The 21,781-nt window shown below is 70.3% G+C and carries 18 protein-coding genes; 3 read left to right on the forward strand and 15 right to left on the reverse strand.

Going from position 1 to position 21,781, the window contains the following annotated elements; all coding sequences use genetic code 11:
* Window positions 1-22 precede the first annotated feature (22 nt).
* Window positions 23-1,147 (forward strand): mechanosensitive ion channel family protein, encoded by a 1,125-nt coding sequence (locus ACFXBC_RS15295; protein ID WP_385023648.1) that lies wholly within the window; start codon window positions 23-25, stop codon window positions 1,145-1,147.
* 149 nt (window positions 1,148-1,296) lie between these two features.
* Here ACFXBC_RS15295 and ACFXBC_RS15300 read toward each other — a convergent pair whose 3' ends face one another.
* Window positions 1,297-2,883, reverse strand: coding sequence for a Na+/H+ antiporter (locus ACFXBC_RS15300; RefSeq protein ID WP_385023650.1), 1,587 nt, complete (start codon window positions 2,881-2,883; stop codon window positions 1,297-1,299).
* Between the two features lie 257 nt (window positions 2,884-3,140).
* Entirely contained in the window at window positions 3,141-3,467 is a 327-nt protein-coding gene (locus ACFXBC_RS15305) for a hypothetical protein (protein WP_385023652.1), read from the reverse strand.
* Window positions 3,468-3,681: 214 nt separating this feature from the next.
* Here ACFXBC_RS15305 and ACFXBC_RS15310 point away from each other — a divergent pair, with 214 nt between their 5' ends.
* The gene (locus tag ACFXBC_RS15310; protein WP_385023654.1) at window positions 3,682-5,994 is read left to right on the forward strand and encodes a hypothetical protein; all 2,313 of its coding nucleotides are present in this window, start codon (window positions 3,682-3,684) and stop codon (window positions 5,992-5,994) included.
* Between the two features lie 54 nt (window positions 5,995-6,048).
* Here the strand turns inward: ACFXBC_RS15310 and ACFXBC_RS15315 are convergent, their stop codons facing one another.
* The 4 genes from ACFXBC_RS15315 to ACFXBC_RS15330 form a co-directional block, all read right to left on the reverse strand.
* Window positions 6,049-6,537, reverse strand: a complete 489-nt coding sequence (locus ACFXBC_RS15315; RefSeq protein ID WP_385023656.1) for a GNAT family N-acetyltransferase — start codon at window positions 6,535-6,537, stop codon at window positions 6,049-6,051.
* A complete protein-coding gene (locus ACFXBC_RS15320; RefSeq protein WP_385023658.1) occupies window positions 6,534-7,481 on the reverse strand; it encodes an RluA family pseudouridine synthase in 948 nt (315 codons plus the stop codon). Before ACFXBC_RS15320 ends, ACFXBC_RS15315 begins: the two co-directional genes overlap by 4 nt.
* An 81-nt stretch (window positions 7,482-7,562) precedes the next feature.
* On the reverse strand, window positions 7,563-8,198 hold the full coding sequence (gene lspA, locus ACFXBC_RS15325; RefSeq protein ID WP_385023660.1) for a signal peptidase II: 636 nt from the start codon (window positions 8,196-8,198) through the stop codon (window positions 7,563-7,565).
* Between the two features lie 72 nt (window positions 8,199-8,270).
* Window positions 8,271-9,134, reverse strand: coding sequence for a TraR/DksA family transcriptional regulator (locus tag ACFXBC_RS15330; protein ID WP_385023662.1), 864 nt, complete (start codon window positions 9,132-9,134; stop codon window positions 8,271-8,273).
* Window positions 9,135-9,688: 554 nt separating this feature from the next.
* On the opposite strand from ACFXBC_RS15330, the gene ileS reads away from it, so the two are divergent.
* Window positions 9,689-12,835, forward strand: coding sequence for an isoleucine--tRNA ligase (ileS, locus tag ACFXBC_RS15335; RefSeq protein WP_385023664.1), 3,147 nt, complete (start codon window positions 9,689-9,691; stop codon window positions 12,833-12,835).
* Between the two features lie 245 nt (window positions 12,836-13,080).
* On the opposite strand, the gene ACFXBC_RS15340 is transcribed toward ileS, so the two are convergent.
* From ACFXBC_RS15340 to ftsW, 9 genes are all read right to left on the reverse strand, one after another.
* Complete coding sequence (locus ACFXBC_RS15340; protein ID WP_385023666.1) at window positions 13,081-14,355, reverse strand: DivIVA domain-containing protein; 1,275 nt, start codon at window positions 14,353-14,355, stop codon at window positions 13,081-13,083.
* A gap of 49 nt (window positions 14,356-14,404) precedes the next feature.
* On the reverse strand, window positions 14,405-14,689 hold the full coding sequence (locus ACFXBC_RS15345) for a YggT family protein (protein WP_385023668.1): 285 nt from the start codon (window positions 14,687-14,689) through the stop codon (window positions 14,405-14,407).
* Window positions 14,690-14,760: 71 nt separating this feature from the next.
* Window positions 14,761-15,375 (reverse strand): cell division protein SepF, encoded by a 615-nt coding sequence (locus ACFXBC_RS15350; protein WP_385023670.1) that lies wholly within the window; start codon window positions 15,373-15,375, stop codon window positions 14,761-14,763.
* Between the two features lie 139 nt (window positions 15,376-15,514).
* On the reverse strand, window positions 15,515-16,234 hold the full coding sequence (locus tag ACFXBC_RS15355; protein ID WP_385023672.1) for a YggS family pyridoxal phosphate-dependent enzyme: 720 nt from the start codon (window positions 16,232-16,234) through the stop codon (window positions 15,515-15,517).
* A 6-nt stretch (window positions 16,235-16,240) separates the two neighbouring features.
* Window positions 16,241-16,969, reverse strand: coding sequence for a peptidoglycan editing factor PgeF (gene pgeF, locus ACFXBC_RS15360; protein ID WP_385023674.1), 729 nt, complete (start codon window positions 16,967-16,969; stop codon window positions 16,241-16,243).
* A gap of 32 nt (window positions 16,970-17,001) precedes the next feature.
* Window positions 17,002-18,210 carry a cell division protein FtsZ gene (ftsZ, locus tag ACFXBC_RS15365; protein WP_385023676.1) on the reverse strand — a complete coding sequence of 403 codons (1,209 nt, stop codon included), beginning with the start codon at window positions 18,208-18,210 and terminating at the stop codon, window positions 17,002-17,004.
* 274 nt (window positions 18,211-18,484) lie between these two features.
* Complete coding sequence (locus tag ACFXBC_RS15370) at window positions 18,485-19,291, reverse strand: cell division protein FtsQ/DivIB (protein WP_385023678.1); 807 nt, start codon at window positions 19,289-19,291, stop codon at window positions 18,485-18,487.
* Between the two features lie 17 nt (window positions 19,292-19,308).
* Window positions 19,309-20,403, reverse strand: coding sequence for an undecaprenyldiphospho-muramoylpentapeptide beta-N-acetylglucosaminyltransferase (gene murG, locus ACFXBC_RS15375; protein ID WP_385023680.1), 1,095 nt, complete (start codon window positions 20,401-20,403; stop codon window positions 19,309-19,311).
* Window positions 20,404-20,409: 6 nt separating this feature from the next.
* Window positions 20,410-21,738: a putative lipid II flippase FtsW gene (gene ftsW / locus ACFXBC_RS15380; protein ID WP_385023682.1), complete on the reverse strand. Its 1,329-nt coding sequence runs from the start codon at window positions 21,736-21,738 to the stop codon at window positions 20,410-20,412.
* Between the last annotated feature and the right edge of the window lie 43 nt (window positions 21,739-21,781).

The following is a 21,781-nucleotide window of genomic DNA, read 5'->3' on the forward strand; positions in this document are numbered from 1 at the left end:
GGTGCCAGCTGCGGCAGGAGGCATGGAGACCGTCGTGCGACCGCTGATCGTCATCGGCGGCTCGGTGGTGCTGACCCTCGCGGTGGGCTGGCTGGTCGACCGCGCGCTGAGGAGAACGGACGCCCGCCACCACGAGACCCCGCTCTGGGGCCTGCTGCGGCGCTGCCGGGTGCCGCTCCAGTCGGTGCTGATCACGGCGTTGCTGCGGGGCAGTTACCACGAGGTGCGGCTGAAGGCGGTCGAGCACCACGCCACCGGGATCGGGCAGATCCTCAGCCTGGTGCTGATCGGGTCCACGGCCTGGCTGGCGCTGCGGATCGCGACGGCGATCGTCGACTCCTCGTACGCCCGCTACGCGGCCACCACCCGCGATCCGGCCAGGCTCCGCCGGGTCCGTACCCAGGTCACCCTCATCCAGCGGGTGGTGACCGCGATCGTCGCGACGGTGGCCGCCGCCGCGATGCTGCTCACCTTCCCCGCGATGCGCACGGCCGGGACCTCCCTGCTGGCCTCGGCCGGACTCCTCGGCATCGTCGCCGGTGTGGCCGCGCAGTCCACGCTGGGCAACCTGTTCGCCGGGCTGCAGATCGCCTTCGGCGACATGGTCCGCATCGGGGACACGGTGGTCGTGGACGGCGAGTGGGGCACCATCGAGGAGATCACGCTGACCTTCCTCGCGGTACGCACCTGGGACGAGCGCCGGATCACCATGCCGGTCTCGTACTTCACCAGCAAGCCGTTCGAGAACTGGTCGCGCGGCGGTGCGCAGATGTCCGGCACGGTCTTCTTCGAGCTGGACCACTCGACGCCCGTCCCGCAGATGCGCGAGAAGCTGCGGGAGATCCTGCGGGAGATCCCGTCGTGGGACGGCAGGAACTGGTCGCTGGCGGTCACGGACACCTCTCCGAGCACGATCCAGGTACGGGCCGTGGTCACCGCGAGGGACGCCGACGACATCTGGACCGTACGGTGTGCGGTACGGGAGCAGCTGATCGCCTGGCTGCGCGACGAGCATCCGTACGCCCTGCCGAGGATCTCCACGGCGCCGGCCGAGCTGTCGAAGAACGGCTGGGGCGGCCCCGACCTGTTCAAGCACGACGCCGCCCCCGTCAAGCACGACCCCAACCCCAGGACCGGCCGGGGCTGAGGGACTGAGCGGCCCAGCGACTCAGCGGCTCAGCGGCTCAGCGGCTCAGCGGCTCAGCGGCTCAGCGGCTCAGCGGCTCAGCGGCTCAGCGGCCAAGGAGATACGGCCGGCTCCTGACAGAGCGAACAGATCGGACAGAGGGACCGGCGCTACCGCAGGCTGCGTACGTCGAGGTGGCGCAGCACCCGGTCGACGATCTCCGGGTCCGCGCCGGGTTCGTTGCGCGCGGAGAGCACCTCGTGGCGGGCCGCCGACATCATCTCCCGCTGGATCCGCTGGACCGTCCTGACCCGCTCGGCCCGCTTCAGATACGCGGCGTGCCGCTCCTCGTCGACCATGTCGGGGCTGATCCTGACGCCGATCTCGAACGCGCCGCGGGCCAGCCGCTCCTGGACGTCCTCGGGCAGCTCCTCGACGCCCTGGATCTCCTTGAGCCGGTGTCTGGCGGCCTTGGCCGCCCGTACCGCCAGGCTCCGTTCCAGTTCGCGCTCGGCGCCGGTGTCCGCGCGGACCCCCAGTTTCTTCACCAGCCAGGGCAGGGTCAGCCCCTGGAAGACCAGGGTGACCATGACCACCGCGAAGGCGATGAAGATCATTTCGCTGCGGGCCGGGAAGGGGCTGCCGTCGTCCTTGGTCATCGGGATGGCGAGGGCCAGTGCGACCGATGCGACGCCGCGCATCCCGGACCACCACATGACGATGGTCTCGCGCCAGCTGGTGGGGATGTCCTCGTCGTAGTCCCGCAGGGTGTGCAGTTTCTTCGCCAGCCAGGTGGCGGGCAGCAGCCACGCCAGACGCAGTCCGACCACCACGCCGACGGCCGCCGCACCCCAGCCGATCATCTCGGCCAGATGCCCTCCCGCGGTGCCGAAGACCACATGCAGTTCAAGGCCGATGAGGCCGAAGGTCACGCCGGTGACGAGGGTGTCGACGATCTCCCAGAAGGCGTTGCCCTCCAGCCGGCCGCGTACGTCGTCGGCATCGGCGGTGTGTTCGGCGAGGAACAGCGCGGAGGTGAGCACGGCCAGCACGCCCGAGCCCATCAGCTCCTCGGCCAGCACATAGCTGAGGAAGGGCACCAGGAGGGTGAGGCCGATCTGCAGGGTGGTGTCGCCGAGCAGCCCCATCAGCTTGTTGGTGATCCAGCCGAGTGCGATCCCCACCACCACGGCCACCACCGCGGAGAGCACCAACTGCCCTGCCGCGACCGGCCAGGAGAACGTCCCGGTCACGGCGGCGGCGATGGCCACGTGGTAGAGCACGATCGCCGTCACATCGTTGAACAGCCCTTCGCCCTCCAGGATCGAGACCAGCCGGCGGGGCAGCCCGAGCGCGCCCGCCACCGCGGTCGCCGCCACCGGGTCGGGCGGCGCCACCAGCGCACCCAGCGCGACCGCGGCCGCGATCGGCAGGCCCGGCACGATCGCGCTCGTGACGGCGGCCACCGCGGCCGTCGTCACGAAGACCAGTGCCACGGCGAGCAGCAGGATCGGCCGGAAGTTGGCCGTGAACTGCCGCCACGAGGTGCGCTGTACGGCCGCGTACAGCAGGGGCGGCAGTACCAGCGGAAGGATGAAGTCCGAGGGGATGTCGACATTGGGCACGAAGGGCAGCAGGGCGAGGCAGATTCCGCCGAGCGTCATCAGGACCGGCGCGGGCAGCCCGAGCCGCTCGCCGATCGGTACGGAGACCACCGCTCCGATCAACAGCAGGAGCAGCAGTGCCAATTGGTCCACGGGGTGCCCTCCGGGGCTGTCGGAATCTCCGTCGGCATCACTGCCGAAACCTTGACGATCAGTGGCCCAAGCGTGCCATGCAAGGGGCGCGTACCGGCCCAATAGCCCCGCCCGTTCCGGCTCGGCTCGCGTCACACCTCCGCTTTCATCCGATGTCTATGGTGCGCGAGGTCTTCCGGTCCGGTGCGGGCGCGGGCACTATGCAGGGTGCATGGATTCAGGAACGAGAACTGCCGACACATACCTGACTGGAGCTCCTATGCCCTCCGCGCACCGGCCCGGCCGTACGACCACTCCCCCGGCAGGCGGCTGCTCTTCCTCACCGACATGGTCCGGGCGAACCCCGGCGAGCCGATGACCGAGTCCCGCTGCAACGACCCGCGCACCCCGGCCTCGTACGGATAGGACGGCCAGGTCATCGACGACTTCCGCCCGCCGCACACCGGAGTCACCTTCGACAGCGTCGGCGATCGGATCTTTCCGGCGGGTTCCGAGGACCGTGCCCGGGCCGAGGAGAACGCCCGGGGGATCGACCAGCACATCCGCCGCCCGCACGCGGCGGGGACCGGCTCGTCCTTCTTCACCGGCATCATCGTGGCGCCGAAACCGCCGGCCGAGCTGTACGGCGCCGGCCCCGACCACGGCATGGGCCCGCCGGCCGACGCCTGCCGCGGGCTGCCCGCCTCCTGACACACCACGCCCCGCCCGGGGCGCCCCGCACCGCACCGGCCCCCTGGCCGGACACCGTACGCCGCACACCGCGCGGGCCCGGCCCCCGCGGGGAACAGGAGACCCACCGTGCACGAGCTCTCCCGCAGACACTTCGCCGGTACGGCGGCGGGCGCGACCGCCGCCCTCTGGCTGGCCGGGTCCCGCACCGCCTGGGCGGCCCCGGCCGACGGCGGGCCCGCGGCCCACCGCCCCGATGTGTACGAACGCACGGTCCGCGCGGCCGCCATGAAGTGGCGGCGGCTGCCCACCGGCTGGCAGGACGCGCCCTTCCTCGCCAACGGCTACCTCGGCGCTCAGCTCTACCAGGGCGCGGCCGCGAACACCCTGAAGCTGATGATCAGCCACAGCCAGGTGCAGGACCAGCGCGGCCAGTGGCGCGGCGGCACGGGCTACTCCCGGCTGCCCGTCGGGTACTTCACGCTCACCCTGGCCGGGGAGATCACCGCGGTCGACTGGACGCTCGACCCCTACGACGCGGAGCTGCGCGGCACCCTTACCACCACCCGCGGCTCCCTCACCTTCTCCGCGCTCGTACAGAACGATTCGGGCGCGCTGCTGGTCTCGACCCGGCCGAGCGCGGGCGAGGATTCCGCCGCCTGGTCCTTCCAGTGGCTCCAGGCCGCCAGTACCCGGCTCATCGACAGACCGGCCGACTACACGCCCAACCCGGATCCGCGGGTCGGCGCGGGCTTCGTGGAGCAGCCGCTGCTGGCGGGCGGCGGCTGGACAACGGCCTGGCGGGAGCAGCGCGAGGGCACCGGACGGCTGCTGGCAGCACAACTCGTCCACCTCTTCCCCGGCGATGTACGGCAGGCGACCGCGGACGCCGTACGGGCGGTGGACCGCGCCCTGGCCACCGGCCCCGACCGGCTGGTCGCCCGGCACCGGGCGTGGTGGCACGCCTACTACCGGCGCAGCTTCCTCTCCGTACCGGACAAGCGGCTCCAGACCTTCTTCATCCTCCAGCTCTACAAACTGGCCTCGGCCACCCGCGCCGACGGCCCGACGATGTCCGAGTGGGGGCCCTGGTACCCGGAGGTCGGGAACAGCTGGACGGCGGTGTGGTGGAACCTCAACGTCCAGATCGGGATGGCGCCGGTCAACGGCACCAACCACCCCGAACTCGACTCGGTGACCCAGGCGTTCCGCCGCTTCGAGAAGAACCTCTCGGCCTCCGTGCCCACCGCCTACCGCGACGGCCGGAGCTACGCCCTCGGGCATCCGTCCGACTGGCAGCTGCGGGCGGGCGACACCTACGACGTCGGAGTCCCGGGCTCCAGCCGCATCTCCGACAACTTCGGCAATCTCACCTGGGCCCTGCACAACGTCTGGCTGTCCTACCGGCACTCGATGGACCTCGCCACCCTGCGCGACGTGGTCCATCCGATCCTCGCGAAGGCCATCGCCTTCTACGCCCACTTCCTGCACGAGGGCGGCGACGGCAGGCTGCACCTGCTGACCACCCGCTCCCCCGAGTACGCCGACGCGGCGGACTGCACCTACGACCTCTCGCTGATCCGCTGGGGCGTCCGTACGCTCATCGAATCGGCCCGGCTGCTGCGCGTGGACGACCCCAGGGCCCGGCAGTGGCGGGACATCGCGGCCAGGCTCACCCCGTACGCGGAGGATCCGGCGGACGGGGTGATGATCGGCAAGGACGTCCCGCTGGCGGACTCGCACCGCCACCACTCCCATCTGCTCTGGCTCTACCCGCTGCGCGAGCGGAAGTGGGACCGGCCGGCCGACCGGGACGTGATACGGCGCTCGCTGGACCACTGGACGAGCATGCGGAGCGCCTGGCACGGCTACAGCTACGCCACCCTGTCGTCCATGTACTCCGTGACGGGCGAGCCGGAGAAGGCCCTGGACCGGCTGGCCTTCTTCACCGGCGGGAACACCGTGGCCGACTGCCAGTTGACGCCGAACACGATGTACCGCGAGGGCAAGAACCTGGCGCTCGAATCCCCGCCGGCCGCCGTCCAGTCGATGCTGGACATGGCGGTGCAGGGCGACGGCGGGGTGCTGAAGGTCTTCCCCTCGGTGTCGGAGCGCTGGGCGGACGCGTCGATCGCATCGCTGCGTACCGAGGGCGCCTTCCTCGTGGACGCGGACCGGGCGGGCGGCGCCACCCGCTGGATACGGATCAGGAGCGAGGCGGGCGAACCGCTCACGCTCGACCACGGGATCTCCGGCGCGGTGGACGTACGGGACGACCACGGGCGCCCGCTGTCCTGGCGCGGTACGGGTCCCGGCCGGATCGCGGTACGGCTGCCGCGCGGTGCGGCGGCCGTGGTCACCCCGCGCGGCGGCCACGGGACCCGGGGCCCCAGGGACGTACCGGCGAACGGGACGGCCGAACCCTGGGGGCTGCCGGACTGACCGGCCGGCCACGTCACCGGTCCTGACATCCGGTCAGGGGCGCGGCCCGTCCCCTCAGCGGGGCGCCGCGTCCCCGACCGTCCGGCGCATCGCCCGGTGCGGGATGCCCGCGTCCGGGAACTCGGGGCCGTACACCTCGTACCCCAGCCGCTCGTAGAAACCCAGAGCATGGGTCTGCGCGTGCAGATCGACGGCGGTCAGCCCGTGCTCACGGGCCGCGTCCTCGATCGCCCGGACCAGCGCGGCGCCGACGCCCCTGCCCCGCGCGGCGGCGGCGACGGCGAGCCGGCCGAGCGAGCCGACGCCCGGCTCGTCCACACCGCGCCCCGGGCCCGCGGCAGGCAGCAGCAGCCGCCCGGTGCCCAGCGGACCCTCCGCGTCGGCGGCCAGCACATGGACCGTGGCGGCGTCGGTGTCGTACGCGTCGTACTCCAGCTCGGGCGGCACGCCCTGCTCGGTCACGAAGACGTCCCTGCGGACGGCGAGGCAGGCGTCGAGACCGGCCGGGTCGGCCACCACCCGCACCTCGTACCCAGTGGTCACCGCTGCTCGCTCTCCGCCCGGATCGCCTCCAGCGCCTTCCGCAGGTCCTCCGGGTACTCGCTGCGGAACTGGACCCACTGGCCGTCCGACGGGTGCTCGAAGCCCAGGCTCATCGCGTGCAGCCACTGCCGTGTCAGTCCGAGCCGCTTCGCCATGGTCGGGTCGGCGCCGTAGGTGATGTCGCCCACACAAGGATGGCGGTGGGCGGACATGTGCACCCGGATCTGGTGCGTACGACCGGTCTCCAGCTTGATGTCGAGCAGCGAGGCCGCCCGGAACGCCTCGATCAGGTCGTAGTGCGTGACGGACGGCTTGCCCTCGGCCGTCACAGCCCACTTGTAGTCGTGCTGGGGGTGGCGTCCGATGGGGGCGTCGATCGTCCCGCTCATCGGATCCGGGTGTCCCTGCACCAGCGCGTGGTAGCGCTTGTCGACCGTGCGCTCCCGGAACTGCTGCTTGAGCAGGGTGTACGCGCGCTCCGACTTGGCCACCACCATCAGTCCGGACGTCCCCACGTCCAGCCGGTGCACGATGCCCTGGCGCTCGGCCGCACCCGATGTGGAGATGCGGTACCCGGCAGCCGCGAGACCGCCGATGACGGTGGTACCGGTCCAGCCGGGGCTGGGGTGGGCGGCGACACCGACGGGCTTCAGGATCACCACGATGTCGTCGTCGTCGTGGACGATCTCCATGCCCTCGACGGGCTCGGCGACGATCCGCACGGGGGCCGCGGCCGCCGGCATCTCGACCTCCAGCCAGGCGCCGCCGTGGACCCGCTCGGACTTCCCGACCACCGACCCGTCGACCTGCACCTTTCCGGAGGCGGCGAGGTCGGCCGCCTTGGTACGGGAAAACCCGAACATACGGGAGATGGCGGCGTCGACGCGCTCGCCCTCCAGGCCGTCGGGAACGGGCAGGGTGCGGATCTCGGGAACGGTGCTCACCCGTCGAGTATGCCTTGCCCGCCGGACCCTCCCGGCCGCCGGCCTCGTGGGACGCTTCCGCCGGCTTGCGGGACCGGCCAGTCAGTCCTTGTGGACGGTCCCGTCGGGGTCGAGGCCACGGAACGAGAGCAGCACGATCAGGATGCCGCCGCAGACGATCGCGGAGTCGGCGAGGTTGAACACCGCGAAGTGCGCGGGCCTGATGAAGTCGACGACCTCACCCTGGAAGACGCTGGGTGCGCGGAAGATCCGGTCGGTGAGATTGCCCAGCGCCCCACCGAGCAGCAGGCCGAGGGCGACGGCCCAGGGCGCGCTGTAGAGCTTCCTGGCCAGCCGGACGATGACCACGATCACGGACGCCGCGACCATGGTGAAGATCACGGTGTACGCCGACCCCAGCCCGAAGGCCGCGCCCGCGTTCCGGATCGCGTCGAACTGGAGCAGATCGCCGATCACCTTGACCGGGGCGTGGTGCTCCAGCTTGGCCACCACGACCATCTTGCTCACCAGGTCGAGCAGGTAGGCGAGAACGGCCACGGCGAAGAGCACCGTGAGCCTGCGCCTGCCCCGGGGCCGCTCGTCGGAGCTCTCCCCGTCCGCGGCCGAAGCCTCGGGGGCGGCCACCACGGTGGTCTCCTCCGCGGACGGCTGCTCCGGTGCGTCCCCCGCCGACTCGGGAACGTCCGGCGTACCGATGATGCGCTCCGCCTCTGCCACGTGTTTCCCTCGCCTCAGTACTGACTGAGGACGAGGGTACGACACACCTACGGCACACGCGCCCGGAAGCCCTCAGTACCTGCGCTCCTGTTTCTGCTTGCACTCGACGCAGAGGGTCGCGCGCGGGAAGGCCTGCATCCGCGCCTTGCCGATCGGCTTCCCGCAGTTCTCGCAGAGCCCGTAGGTTCCCGCGTCGAGCCGCTCCAGCGCCCGCTCGGTCTGCTCCAGCATCTCGCGCGCGTTGGCGGCGAGCGCCAGCTCGCTCTCCCGGGTGATGTTCTTGGTGCCGGTGTCGGCCTGGTCGTCCCCCGCGCCGTCGCCGGAGTCCCGCATCAGACCGGCGAGAGCCGTCTCGGCCGCGGCGATCTCGGCCCCCAGCCGCAGATCCTCGCTCTGCAGCTCCGCCCGCGCCTCCGCGACCTCCTCCGGAGTCCAGGGGTCCTCTCCGGGCCGTACGGGCAGCTCGTCGGGGGCCGCGGGCGCGACGACCCGGGCCGTGGACACGGCGCGCTCGCCCGCTGCCCCGTCCCCTCCAGCACTCTTCTTCGCAACCACCGTTTCGGCTCCTGTCTCTTCCGCGGCCTCGGCCGCCCCCTGTGCCGCGGTCGCGGCCGTGCTGCCCGGCGCCCGGTGGCCCGGTGGCGTACTCGATGCGGCCGTCTTCCTGGCAGCCGCCTTCTTCGCAGTCTTCTTCGCAGTCTTCTTCGCAGTCTTCTTCGTGGCCTTCTTCACGGACTTCTTCGCGGCCGTCCGGCCGGCCTCTCCGGCGGCCGTCTCCTCGGCTGCGGTCTCATCGGCTGCGGTCTCATCGGCTGCTGCCTTCTCGGCCTTCTTGGATGCCGCCTTCTTGGCTGCTGCCTTCTTCGCCGCCGCGGCCTTCTTCGCGGTGGAATCTGCGGACGCCGATCTCGATCCGGCGGTCTTCTTCGCCACCATGGCCGCGGCCCCTTCACATTTTGTGATCTTGCTCGCGAGTCTGCTGGGACGATAAATCGACACCAGTCGCGCGGCAACGGGGCACGCCGCCGGTTCAGCCCTCCTCACGTCCGGGGCAGGCCGGACCTGCATGCGTTGTGCCCAGCTCCCCGCCCGGTAATCCGCCGGCCGCGGGTCCGGCTGTTCCCGATGGGTCCCGTGTGGCCATTCGGGTCACCGCGGCGGCCGGGGGCACCCTCGGGAAAACCGGTCGGAGCGCGCCCTGCCGGGCCCGTACACTGGCCGCAGCGGAAGGCATGGACGGGACGAGTAGCGGCGCAGGCGGCCACGAGCGATCCGGGGACGGTGTGAGCCCGGAGGCAGGCACGGCGTGAAGATCACCCCGAGCTGTCGGAAGAAACCCCCGGACACCGTGGACGGGGCGAGTAGAACCGGCACCGCGACCCCAATGAGGGGGCCACGGCACGACAGCCGCGGCCAAGGAGGGTGGTACCGCGGGAGCGACTGGCTCTCGTCCCTCCGACGGAGAGAGAAACGTCCGTTGGAGGAGTTCGATGACACCGCCCCTGTACCGCCAGGTGCCCGCCCAGGTCGACCTGCCCGCCCTTGAACACGCCGTGCTGGACTTCTGGCGCGAGGCACAGGTCTTCACGAAGAGCCTGGAGCAGTCCGAAGGACGTCCCGAGTGGGTGTTCTACGAAGGGCCGCCGACCGCCAACGGCATGCCCGGCGCCCACCACATCGAGGCCCGTGTCTTCAAGGACGTCTTCCCGCGCTTCCGTACGATGCAGGGCTACCACGTGCCCCGCAAGGCCGGCTGGGACTGCCACGGCCTGCCCGTCGAGCTGGCGGTCGAGAAGGAACTCGGCTTCAGCGGCAAGCAGGACATCGAGGCGTACGGGATCGCCGCCTTCAACGACAAGTGCCGCGCATCGGTGACCCGGCACACCGACGCCTTCGCCGAGCTGACCACCCGGATGGGCTACTGGGTCGACCTGGAGAACGCGTACCGGACGATGGACCCCTCCTACGTGGAGAGCGTCTGGTGGTCGCTGAAGGAGATCTTCAACAAGGACCTGCTGGTCCAGGACCACCGCGTCGCCCCCTGGTGCCCGCGGTGCGGCACCGGCCTCTCGGACCACGAGCTGGCCCAGGGGTACGAGACGGTCGTCGACCCCTCCGTCTTCGTGCGCTTCCCGCTCACCTCGGGGCCGCTGGCCGGCGAGGCCGCCCTGCTGGTCTGGACGACCACCCCCTGGACGCTGGTCTCCAACACGGCCGTCGCCGCGCACCCCGCCGTCAGCTACGTCGTCGCGACCGACGGCAACGAGAAACTGGTCGTCGCGGAGCCGCTGCTCGACAAGGCACTCGGTGAGGGCTGGGAGACCACGGGCGAGCGCTTCACCGGAGCCGAGATGGAGCGCTGGACCTACCAGCGTCCGTTCACGCTGCTCGAATTCCCGGCCGATGCGCACTACGTCGTCAACGCCGAGTACGTCACCACGGAGGACGGCACCGGACTCGTCCACCAGTCCCCGGCCTTCGGTGAGGACGACCTCAAGGTCTGCCGGGAGTACGGCCTGCCGGTCGTCAACCCGGTCCGCCCGGACGGCACGTTCGACGAGGACCTCCCGCTGGTCGGCGGCGCCTTCTTCAAGAAGGCCGACGAGACCCTCGTCGCCGACCTCCAGGACCGCGGTGTGCTCTTCCGCCACGTTCCGTACGAGCACAGCTATCCGCACTGCTGGCGCTGCCACACCGCGCTCCTCTACTACGCGCAGCCGTCCTGGTACATCAGGACCACCGCGGTCAAGGACGCGATGCTCCGGGAGAACGAGAAGACCAACTGGTTCCCGGACTCGGTCAAGCAGGGCCGCTTCGGCGACTGGCTGAACAACAACGTCGACTGGGCGCTCTCCCGGAACCGCTACTGGGGCACCCCGCTGCCGATCTGGCGCTGCGAGGACGACCACCTCACGGTCATCGGTTCACGCGCCGAGCTGACCGACCTGACCGGCACCGACCAGTCGGAGCTGGACCCGCACCGCCCGTACATCGACGCGGTCACCTTCCCGTGCCCGCAGTGCGAGAAGACCGCCACCCGGGTCCCGGAGGTCATCGACGCCTGGTACGACTCGGGCTCGATGCCGTTCGCGCAGTACGGCTACCCGTACCGGAACAAGGAGCTCTTCGAGCGGCGCTACCCGGCGCAGTTCATCTCCGAGGCCATCGACCAGACGCGCGGGTGGTTCTACACGCTCATGGCGGTCGGCACGCTGGTCTTCGACAGGTCGAGCTACGAGAACGTCGTCTGCCTGGGCCACATCCTCGCCGAGGACGGCCGGAAGATGTCCAAGCACCTGGGCAACATCCTCCAGCCCATCCCGCTGATGGACCAGCACGGCGCGGACGCCGTGCGCTGGTTCATGGCCGCGGGCGGTTCCCCCTGGGCGGCCCGCCGGGTCGGCCACGGCACGATCCAGGAGGTGGTCCGCAAGACCCTCCTCACGTACTGGAACACGGTGGCCTTCCAGGCGCTGTACGCCCGTACGTCCGGCTGGGCCCCCTCGGCGGCCGACCCTGCGCCCGCGGACCGCACCGTGCTGGACCGCTGGCTGCTCAGCGAACTCAACGCGCTGGTCGACCAGGTCACCCAGTCCCTCGACGCGTACGACACCCAGCGGGCCGGCAAACTCCTGTCCGCCTTCGTCGACGACCTGTCCAACTGGTACGTACGCCGCTCGCGCCGGCGCTTCTGGCAGGGCGACGCGGCGGCGCTGCGCACCCTGCACGAGGTGATCGAGACGGTCACCGGACTGATGGCGCCGCTCACTCCGTTCATCACCGAGCGGGTCTGGCAGGACATGGTCGTCCCGGTCACCCCGGGCGCCCCGGAGTCGGTGCACCTGTCCAGCTGGCCGAAGGCCGACCTGACGGCGATCGACCCGCAGCTCTCGCAGCAGATGGCGCTGGTGCGCCGGCTGGTGGAGCTGGGCCGCGCGACCCGCGCCGAGTCGGGCGTCAAGACCCGCCAGCCGCTCTCCCGCGCCCTGGTCGCCGCGTCCGGGTTCGCCGCGCTGACGCCCGAACTCCGCGCCCAGATCACCGAGGAGCTGAACGTCTCCTCGCTGGCCTCGCTCTCCGATGTCGGCGGCTCCCTGGTGGACACCACGGCCAAGGCCAACTTCCGCGCGCTGGGCAAGCGTTTCGGCAAGGGGGTCCAGGCCGTGGCCAAGGCGGTGGCCGGGGCGGACGCGGCAGCCCTCTCGCTCGCACTGCGCGAGGGCACGGCGTCCGTGACGGTCGACGGCGAGACCGTCACCCTCGCACCCGACGAGGTGATCATCACCGAAACCCCCCGTGAGGGCTGGTCGGTGGCGTCCGACTCGGGTGCGACGGTGGCCCTGGACCTGGAGATCACCCCGGAGCTGCGAAGGGCCGGGCTGGCACGTGATGCCATCCGCCTGATCCAGGAGGCCCGGAAGAACAGCGGCCTGGACGTGGCCGACCGCATCGCGGTCCGCTGGTCCAGCACCACCCCGGAGACCAGGGAGGCCCTGGCCGAACACGCCGCCCTGATCGCGGACGAGGTCCTGGCCCTGGACTACGCGGAGGGCGGCCCGGACACAGAGGCGTACGGCGAGCCCTTCACGGACGAGGGCCTCGCGCTGACGTTCCACCTCCACAAGACAGAGGCATAACACCACCCGCCCCGTTGGGCCCGGCCGGAACTCCGGCCGGGCCCATCGGCTTTCGCGCTCCCCTCCAGCCCCTCCCGGCGGCACCTCCCAGCGGGTAGCTGGGGCGGGAGGAGCAGGCCCGCCCCAGGTGCCCCACACACCCGCACCGCAACCCGAACACCCCACGCAAAAGGGCCGGGCCCCAGGGAAACCCCGGGGCCCGGCCCTCAGTCAACCGACCGTCAAGCGCTCAACGAGCACTCACCTCAGTTGTCATCCTCGTCGATCAAGAACCCGCGCATCGGCGAAGGCGCCTGCTGCATCGGCTGCGGAGCCTGCGGCCGCACCGGCGCCATCGGCTGAGTCATCGCAGGCGACATCTGCTGCTGACCACCGTACGAGGGGCCACCGCCCATCGACGGCTGACCGCCCATGGACTGGTTGCCACCGCCCATGCCGTGCTGGGTGTGCCCCATGGCGCCCGCACCGGCCGAAGCCATCGAGGGCGACGGCGGCAGCGAAGCGGTCGCCGGGGTCCGCGGCGGGGCCAGCGAGTCGTCCGCCTGGGTCTCCAACTGACGCAGCTGGCTCTCCAGGTAGGACTTCAGACGGGTCCGGTACTCACGCTCGAAGCCACGCAGATCCTCGACCTTGCGCTCCAGCGTCGCGCGGGCCGACTCCAGCGAGCCCATCGCCACGCGGTGCTTCTCCTGAGCGTCCCGCTCCAGTGCGTCAGCCTTGGCGCGGGCGTCCCGCTCCAGACCCTCGGCACGGCTCCGGGCCTCGCCGACGATCTTGTTGGCCTCGGAACGGGCCTCCGCGATCGCCTGATCCGCCGTCTGCTGCGCGAGCGAGAGCACACGGGCGGCGCTGTCGCCGCCGGGGCCCTGCTGCTGCATCTGCGGGGGACCGCCGTGGCCGCCCATCGGACCGCCCATGGGGCCCTGGGCGAGTTGCCCCTGACCGCCCATCGGACCCTGCTGGCCCATCGGGCCCTGGCCCATCGGCCCCTGCTGCCCCATGGGGCCGGGGCCGAGCTGGCCCTGGCCGCCCATCGGGCCCTGCTGGCCCATGGGACCCGGGCCGTGCTGACCCTGCGGACCCGGACCGTGCTGGCCCTGGGGACCGGGGCCGTGCTGGCCTTGCGGACCCGGGCCGTGCTGACCCTGGGGACCGGGGCCGTGACCGCCAGGACCTGCAGGCAGCTGGGGCTGTCCGCCCGGCAGTTGGGGCGGACCCATCTGCGGCTGCTGCTGGCCCTGCGGTGGACCGGATATGGCGGCGGGCACGGGAGCGTTGGGACCGCCGCCCCGGCCGTCCTGCTGCTCGGGCGGCTTGCGCATGCCCTGCTGCTGATTCTGCGCGGCGGCACGCGTCGCGGCGGCCAGCTTGGCGCGCAGATCCTCGTTCTCGCGGAGCAGTCGCGTCAGTTCGGCTTCGACCTCGTCGAGGAAGGCATCGACCTCGTCCTCGTCATAGCCTTCTCGGAGGCGGACGGTCGTGAACTGCTTGTTCCGCACGTCCTCGGGGGTCAGCGGCATCTCTTCTTCACCTCTACGTAGTCGTCGGCAGTCGGCAGGACCGAATCGTTCACACCCGGCTCACAATGCTGATCAGGATGTAGACGATGATCATCAGAACGAAGAAGGACAGGTCGAGCGCCACGCCCCCGAGACGCAGCGGCGGAATGAACCGCCGCAGAAGCTTGAGCGGTGGATCGGTGACAGTGTAAGTGGCCTCCAGAACGACCACCATCACCTTGCCGGGTTGCCATGAACGGGCGAATTGGAAGACGTAGTCCATGACAAGCCGGAAGATCAGCACGATGAGGAAACACATCAGCGCGATGTAGACCACATCCAATGCGATGCCCATCTAACGCTTCCCTCTCCCCTGACGCTCTTGTTCTTCCGGCCTCCCGGCCGGGGTCGTACCCGGTGTCTCTCTCAGCTCTGGTTGAAGAAACCGCCCTCTGCGATACGGGCCTTGTCCTCCGCCGTGACATCGACGTTAGCAGGCGACAACAGGAACACCTTCTGCGTCACCCGCTCAATGCTGCCATGCAGACCGAAGACAAGTCCTGCGGCAAAGTCGACAAGTCGCTTCGCGTCGGTGTCATCCATCTCGGTCAGATTCATGATCACCGGAGTGCCCTCACGGAAGTGTTCCCCGATGGTACGGGCCTCGTTGTAGGTCCGGGGGTGCAGCGTGGTGATGCGGTAGGGCTCCCGCTCGGACACAACCTTGGGCATGATCACCGGGGCGTTCTTCTCCATGCTCGGACGTTCAGGTGTGATGGACGCCACGGGGGCGATTCGGGCGGGTCGTCCGCTTTCCGCCGGTAGCGCAACAGGCTCGCGCTGAGCGGGCGGTTGCACCATTCGCACCGGTTCGTCCTGCTGGGACTGGTGCGGCTGATGCGGAGGTTGGTGTCGCCGTCGGTCCCTCTCGGGCTCGGGCTCGGGTTCGAACTCGTCGTCGGGGTCGAACCCCGGGCCGTCGTACCCATCGTCCTCCACGAGGCCGAGGTAGACCGCCATCTTGCGCATCGCGCCGGCCATGCTCTGAGTCCTCCGCTCTGTGGTGGATCGCCTTGTGCCAATTTCGCAGCGTCACCAAGTGCCCGCGATCCACTGGGTCTGCCCGTCGATTGGCGGGAATGACCATATTTTCTGCTGTGGTCCGACTTGCTTCGCGACGTTACCCGAGCGGGGGACGGACGCCGAGTACCGCAGTGCCGACGCGGACATGTGTCGCACCCGCCTTCACCGCCTCTTCGAGATCCGCACTCATCCCTGCTGACACCATGTTGGCAGCAGGATGAGTCACGCGCAGGCGGGATGAGATTTCCATCAGCCGCTCGAACGCCGCCTGTTGCCGTCCCGCGTACGGGCCGGCCAGCGGTGCGACGGTCATCAGCCCGTCGAGCCGCAGTCCTGGTGCGGCAGCCACCGAATCGGCCAACTCCCCCACGCCGTCCGGGGCGACACCGCCGCGCTCCCCACGTCCGCCGGCCTCCGCGTCGAGCGCGACCTGGACCAGACAGCCGAGTTCACGACCGGCCCGGACAGCGGCGGCTGAGAGAGATGTAACAAGTCTGGCCCGGTCCACCGACTGCACAACATCGGCATAACTCGCTACAGAACGGACCTTGTTCGTCTGAAGCTGACCGACAAAGTGCCAGGAAAGCGACAGATCCGCGCACTCCTTGGCCTTCGGTGCCGCGTCCTGGTCGCGGTTCTCCGCGACCTGCCGTACGCCGAGTTCCGAGAGAAGTCGCACATCGCTCGCGGGATACGTCTTGGTGACCACGATCAGGGTCACCTCCTCCCGCTCGCGGCCGGCGGACGCGCAGGCCGAAGCGATGCGCTCCTCCACACGGGCCAGATTGGCGGCGAGTTCGCCCCTGCGATCCGTCATGCGCTATCAGTCCAGCCAGACATATCCGGCGAGCCGCCCAGTGGTGCGGTCGCGACGGTAGGAGAAATGGTCGGTCGATTCCAGGGTGCAGACCGGCGAGTGCGCCCGGTCCACGACCCCGAGCGCCGACAGCTGGGCGAGCACACCCGCCGTGACGTCCACCGCGGGCGTCGACCAGCTCGTCTCCGACCAGGCCTCGGGCACGACCCGGGCGACCTCGGCCCGCATCTCGGCGGGGACTTCGTAGCAACGCCCGCAGACGGCCGGTCCGGTACGGGCCGTGATCCGCGCGGGGTCGGCGCCGAGCGAGACCATCGCGCCGACCGCGGCGGGCACGACCCCGGCGACCAGCCCGGGACGGCCGGCATGTGCGGCGGCCACCACCCCCGCGACCGGGTCGGCCAGCAGGACGGGGACACAGTCGGCGGTGAGCACCGCCAGCGGAACCCCCCGGCGGGCCGTCACGACCGCGTCGGTTGCGGGGATTTCCGCATGGTCGCCGAGCGCCTCGGCCCAGGGGCCTTCGACCACGGCGACTTCGCGCCCGTGTACCTGGTTCATCCAGACGACCCGCGCCGGGTCGATGCCCAGGGACCGCGCGGCGGTCTCACGGTTCGTCATGACGGCGGCCGGGTCATCCCCGACCGCACCGCCGAGATTGAGCTCCTCGTACGGAACGGCGCTCACCCCGCCCCACCTGTCGGTGAAAGCGAAGTGCGCGCCGTTCGTGGACATCGCGCTGTCGTACGCGGTTATGGGACGACGTGTCACTTCAAGAAGTCCGGTACGTCCAGCTCTTCGGCCTGGCTGTCCTGGTACGGACGGGCCGGCGGCACCTGCGGCGGGGCGACCGGTGCGGCCGGGGCCTCGTTCACCCGCTCGGTCTCGGCCGGGGCCGGAGTCTCCTCGCGCTGGGTGACCGCACCGAGACCGCCGAGTGACCGGGGTGCCTCGGTGGCCCGGACCGGTACGGGCTCCTCGCGCTTGGCGGAGCCCGAACCGATGGCGCTCTCCCGGCGGGTCGGCGGCTGTCCGCCGTCGAAGCCCGCCGCGATGACCGTGACCCGCACCTCGTCGCCGAGCGCGTCGTCGATGACGGCACCGAAGATGATATTCGCCTCGGGGTGGGCGGCCTCGCTCACCAGCTGTGCGGCCTCGTTGATCTCGAAGAGACCGAGGTCCGAACCGCCGGAGATCGAGAGCAGCACTCCGCGTGCGCCGTCGATGGACGCTTCGAGCAGGGGCGAGGAGATCGCCATCTCGGCCGCGGCCACCGCGCGGTCGTCACCGCGGGCCGAACCGATCCCCATGAGCGCCGATCCGGCCTCGGACATCACGGACTTGACGTCCGCGAAGTCCAGGTTGATCAGACCCGGTGTGGTGATCAGATCGGTGATGCCCTGGACACCGGAGAGCAGTACCTGGTCCGCGGACTTGAACGCGTCGAGGACGCTGACCTGGCGGTCCGAGATGGACAGCAGGCGGTCGTTGGGAATGACGATGAGGGTGTCGACCTCTTCGCGGAGTTCGGCGATGCCGTCCTCCGCCTGGTTGGCGCGGCGCCGCCCCTCGAAGGTGAAGGGGCGCGTGACCACGCCGATGGTGAGTGCGCCCAGCGAACGGGCGATGTTGGCGACCACGGGTGCGCCGCCGGTGCCGGTGCCGCCGCCTTCTCCTGCGGTGACGAAGACCATGTCGGCCCCCTTGAGGACCTCCTCGATCTCCTCACGGTGGTCCTCTGCCGCCTTGCGGCCGACTGCCGGGTTGGCCCCGGCGCCGAGGCCCCGGGTCAGTTCACGGCCGACGTCGAGCTTGACGTCGGCGTCGCTCATCAACAGGGCCTGTGCGTCGGTGTTGATCGCGATGAACTCGACGCCCTTGAGGCCGACCTCGATCATTCGGTTGATGGCATTGACACCACCGCCGCCGACACCGATGACCTTGATGACTGCGAGGTAGTTCTGCGGTGCTGCCACGTCGAAGGCCTCTCGCCTCGAGTTACGTGTCGCCGCTGCGCGCTTGCCGCGTCGCGACGACGGATGCCGATGGGACGGTCCGAACGCCGACCCGAACCCTAACTGTGAAGTTCAGGGTTACCAGTGTGTCTGCTCCTTGGACTCTCCGAACAGGACACTAAGTCGACAAGTGGCGCACGTTCAATGAACACGCCGAACCTCCCGTTTTTCTTTTCACCCTATGTGATCAGCCGTTGCGCTGACCAACCAGGGTCCTGGCCAGCGACGATGTACGTCAACTCCCTGACGCCGCGGGGGCGGTGGGGGCGCTCACATCGAAGTGCGCCGCCTTGGGGGCGGCTTTGGTGAGTGCAATGAGCGCGCGGCCCTTCGCCGGGCCGAACTCGCTGCTCCCCCAGGCCACTGTGCGGTGCCCGGTCAGCTCAAGCGAGATCGAGTCGTATGAACTGACCCGGACGAAAAGGGTGTCGCGGGCGACAGCGGGCGGAAGTTCTCCGGCGACCCTGACTGCCTCGACCCGCAGCCGGTCCACGCCGAAACGGCGGAGACTCGGTGACTGACCCGCGGTCAATTCGAGTACCGGCACTCTTCGGGGAGCGCTTTCCACTGTGGCGAAACGCACGCCCTTCGCGTCCACTTCTGTGAACTTACCGCCCGACTTCATGAGCAGTACCGGCTTTCGCTCGGTCACTTTCAGACTGATGCCGTGCGGCCATGAACGGGTGACAACCACCGAGTCGATTCGGGGCAATTTCTTCCGGAGCCGGTTCTCCATCGCATCCGTATCGACTGAAATCAACGGATCACCGATCGGAACGGCCGCGGCCGACTCCACCTGGTCCCGGGTCAGAACCCGCATCCCGGTGGCCCGGACCTGCTCCACCCGCAGCCAGGACGAGCCGTAGAGAGCCCAGATACCGCCGCCTGCCAGAAGCAGCACGACGACCGCCACCAGGACCACCAGCCTCCGGCCGCGCGGCCGGAGGCGGCCGGGGCGCCTCCCCTGCCCCCGGGGGCGGCCGCGGCCGGACTCCGCCGCTGGGTTGCGCTCGCCGCGCTGTGCGGTCGTCGGTCCGGCCACGCTCGCTCCTTAGGGCGTCACGCCTGGTGGCGCGCCGCGATCGCCTCGTACACCATGCCGACGAGCAGGTCGTCGGCGTCGCGCCGGCCGAACTCGGCTGCGGCGCGGGACATCTCGAACAGCCGGTGCGGGTCGGCGAGAACCGGCAGGACGTTGCCCTGCACCCACTCGGGGGTCAGCTGGGCGTCGTCCACCAGCAGGCCGCCGCCGGCGTTGACCACCGGCTGGGCGTTGAGCCGCTGTTCGCCGTTGCCGATCGGCAACGGCACATAGGCGGCTGGCAGCCCGACGGCGGAGAGCTCGGCCACGGTCATCGCGCCCGCGCGGCAGAGCATCATGTCGGCCGCGGCGTACGCGAGGTCCATCCGGTCCACGTACGGTACCGGGAGGTAGGGCGGCATTCCGGGCATGTTGTCGACACGCGGCAGTTCGTTCTTCGGGCCGACCACGTGCAGGATCTGGATCCCGGAGCGCTGGAGCACCGGGGCGACCTGCTGGACCACCTCGTTGAGCCGGCGGGCGCCCTGCGAGCCGCCGGAGACCAGCAGCGTCGGCAGGTTGGGGTCGAGTCCGAAGGCGGCACGCGCCTCGGGGCGGACCCTGGCCCGGTCGAGGACGGCGATCGTGCGGCGCAGCGGGATCCCGATGTAACGGGCGCCGCGGAGCTTGCTGTCTGGCGTCGACACAGCCACGGCGGCCGCGTACCGGGAACCGATCTTGTTGGCAAGACCCGGCCTGGCGTTGGCCTCGTGCACGATGATCGGTACGCCGAGACGCTTGGCGGCGAGATAGCCGGGCAGCGCCACATAGCCGCCGAAGCCGACGACGCAGTCGGCCCTGGTCCGCTCCAGGATCTGCTCGGCGGCCTTGATCGTCCCGCGCAGCCGTCCGGGGACGGTGATCAGCTCGGGGGTGGGTCTGCGGGGCAGCGGCACGGCGGGGATCAGCCCCAACTCGTAGCCCCGTTCGGGCACGAGACGGGTTTCGAGTCCGCGCTCCGTGCCGAGGGCCGTGATGCCCACGGCCGGGTCCTGCCTGCGCAGGGCATCCGCAAGGGCGAGCGCCGGCTCGATGTGGCCGGCGGTCCCCCCGCCGGCGAGTACGACATGCACCGAAATTCACCGCTCTCCGGACGGACGCTTCTTGACGCGCCGTCTCATCGACTTCCATCTCACCCCGGGCCTCCGCAAGGCCAGAGCCCTTCTCGCCGCGGGGTCCGATCGCGCAAAGGCGATCAGCAGCCCGACGGCGAACATGGTCGGCAGCAGGGCGGAGCCCCCGTAGGAGAACAGCGGGAGCGGCACACCGGCGATCGGCAGCAGACCGAGCACCGCACCGATGTTGATCACGGACTGGACCGTGATCCAGGTGGTCACACCTCCCGCTGCGTACCTCACGAAGGGGTCCTCCGTGCGTCCGGCCACGCGGATACCCGCATAGCCTAGAGCCGCGAAGAGGCCGAGTACCGACAGAGTCCCCGCGAGGCCCAGTTCCTCCCCGGTGACCGCGAAGATGAAGTCCGTGTGGGGCTCGGGGAGTTGGCCCCATTTCTCCACACTCGCACCCAGTCCGGATCCGAACCAGCCGCCGGACGCGAGTGCGTAGATTCCGTGCACCGCCTGCCAGCACTGGTCCTGCGGGCCCGGGTCGGTCGCGCCGATGCAGGCGAGCCTGCCCATCCGGTTCGGGCTGGTCTTGATCAGCAGGAACGTCATGAACGCCGCGATGCCGAGCACCATCGCGAACATCCGGGTGGGTGCCCCCGCGAGCCACAGCAGTCCGAAGAGGATCGCGGTGAGGATGATCGCCGTGCCCATGTCGCCGCCGAGCATGATCAGTCCGAGCAGCATGAAGGCGACGGGTACCAGCGGCACCAGCATGTGCTTCCACTGCGTGAGCAGCTTCTTCTCCTGCTTGCGGGCGAGCAGGTCGGCGCCCCAGAGGATCAGGGCGAGCTTGCCGAACTCGCTCGGCTGGAGCATGAAGGGGCCGCCCAGCGAGATCCAGTTCTGGTTGCCGTTGACCGAACGCCCTATCCCCGGCACCTGGACGAGGACCATCAGGAAGACGGTGCCCGCGAGCAGGGGGTAGGCGAGGGCCCGGTGCAGCTTCACCGGCATCCGGGTCGCGATGAGCGCGAGGCCTCCGCCCAGCACCGCGGCGAAGAGCTGCTTGCGGAAGAAGAACGAGCCGGGCTCGGAGATCTCCAGCGCCTTGATCATCGACGCCGAGTAGACCATCACCAGGCCGAGCACCGTGATCAGGAGGGCGGAACCCACCAGCAGGTAGTAGGCCGTCAGCGGGCGGTCCAGGGCGCTCCGCGCCTGTTCGTAGCTGCGGCGCAGCTGGCTTCCGGCCCCGCCGCGCGGTGCGGGGCCGCGCCGGACCGCGGACGGGCGGCGTGCCGTCCCGGTACCGCCACGCCCGCCTCTGTCCTTGACCGGCATGTCTGTCCCCTCCACTCGTGCCCGGCTCTCCGCCGGGTCCCGG

This window comes from Streptomyces sp. NPDC059398 (assembly GCF_042751845.1).
Classification (GTDB): Bacteria; Actinomycetota; Actinomycetes; order Streptomycetales; family Streptomycetaceae; genus Streptomyces.

What these genes read in the sequence shown, in the direction of transcription:
- ACFXBC_RS15340 (WP_385023666.1), bottom strand. Translation starts at nt 14,355, where the DNA reads ATGCCGCTGACCCCCGAGGACGTGCGGAACAAGCAGTTCACGACCGTC.
- ACFXBC_RS15345 (WP_385023668.1), bottom strand. Translation starts at nt 14,689, where the DNA reads ATGGGCATCGCATTGGATGTGGTCTACATCGCGCTGATGTGTTTCCTC.
- ACFXBC_RS15350 (WP_385023670.1), bottom strand. Translation starts at nt 15,375, where the DNA reads ATGGCCGGCGCGATGCGCAAGATGGCGGTCTACCTCGGCCTCGTGGAG.
- ACFXBC_RS15295 (WP_385023648.1), top strand. Translation starts at nt 23, where the DNA reads ATGGAGACCGTCGTGCGACCGCTGATCGTCATCGGCGGCTCGGTGGTG.
- ftsW (WP_385023682.1), bottom strand. Translation starts at nt 21,738, where the DNA reads ATGCCGGTCAAGGACAGAGGCGGGCGTGGCGGTACCGGGACGGCACGC.
- ACFXBC_RS15355 (WP_385023672.1), bottom strand. Translation starts at nt 16,234, where the DNA reads ATGACGGATCGCAGGGGCGAACTCGCCGCCAATCTGGCCCGTGTGGAG.
- pgeF (WP_385023674.1), bottom strand. Translation starts at nt 16,969, where the DNA reads ATGTCCACGAACGGCGCGCACTTCGCTTTCACCGACAGGTGGGGCGGG.
- ACFXBC_RS15330 (WP_385023662.1), bottom strand. Translation starts at nt 9,134, where the DNA reads ATGGTGGCGAAGAAGACCGCCGGATCGAGATCGGCGTCCGCAGATTCC.
- ileS (WP_385023664.1), top strand. Translation starts at nt 9,689, where the DNA reads ATGACACCGCCCCTGTACCGCCAGGTGCCCGCCCAGGTCGACCTGCCC.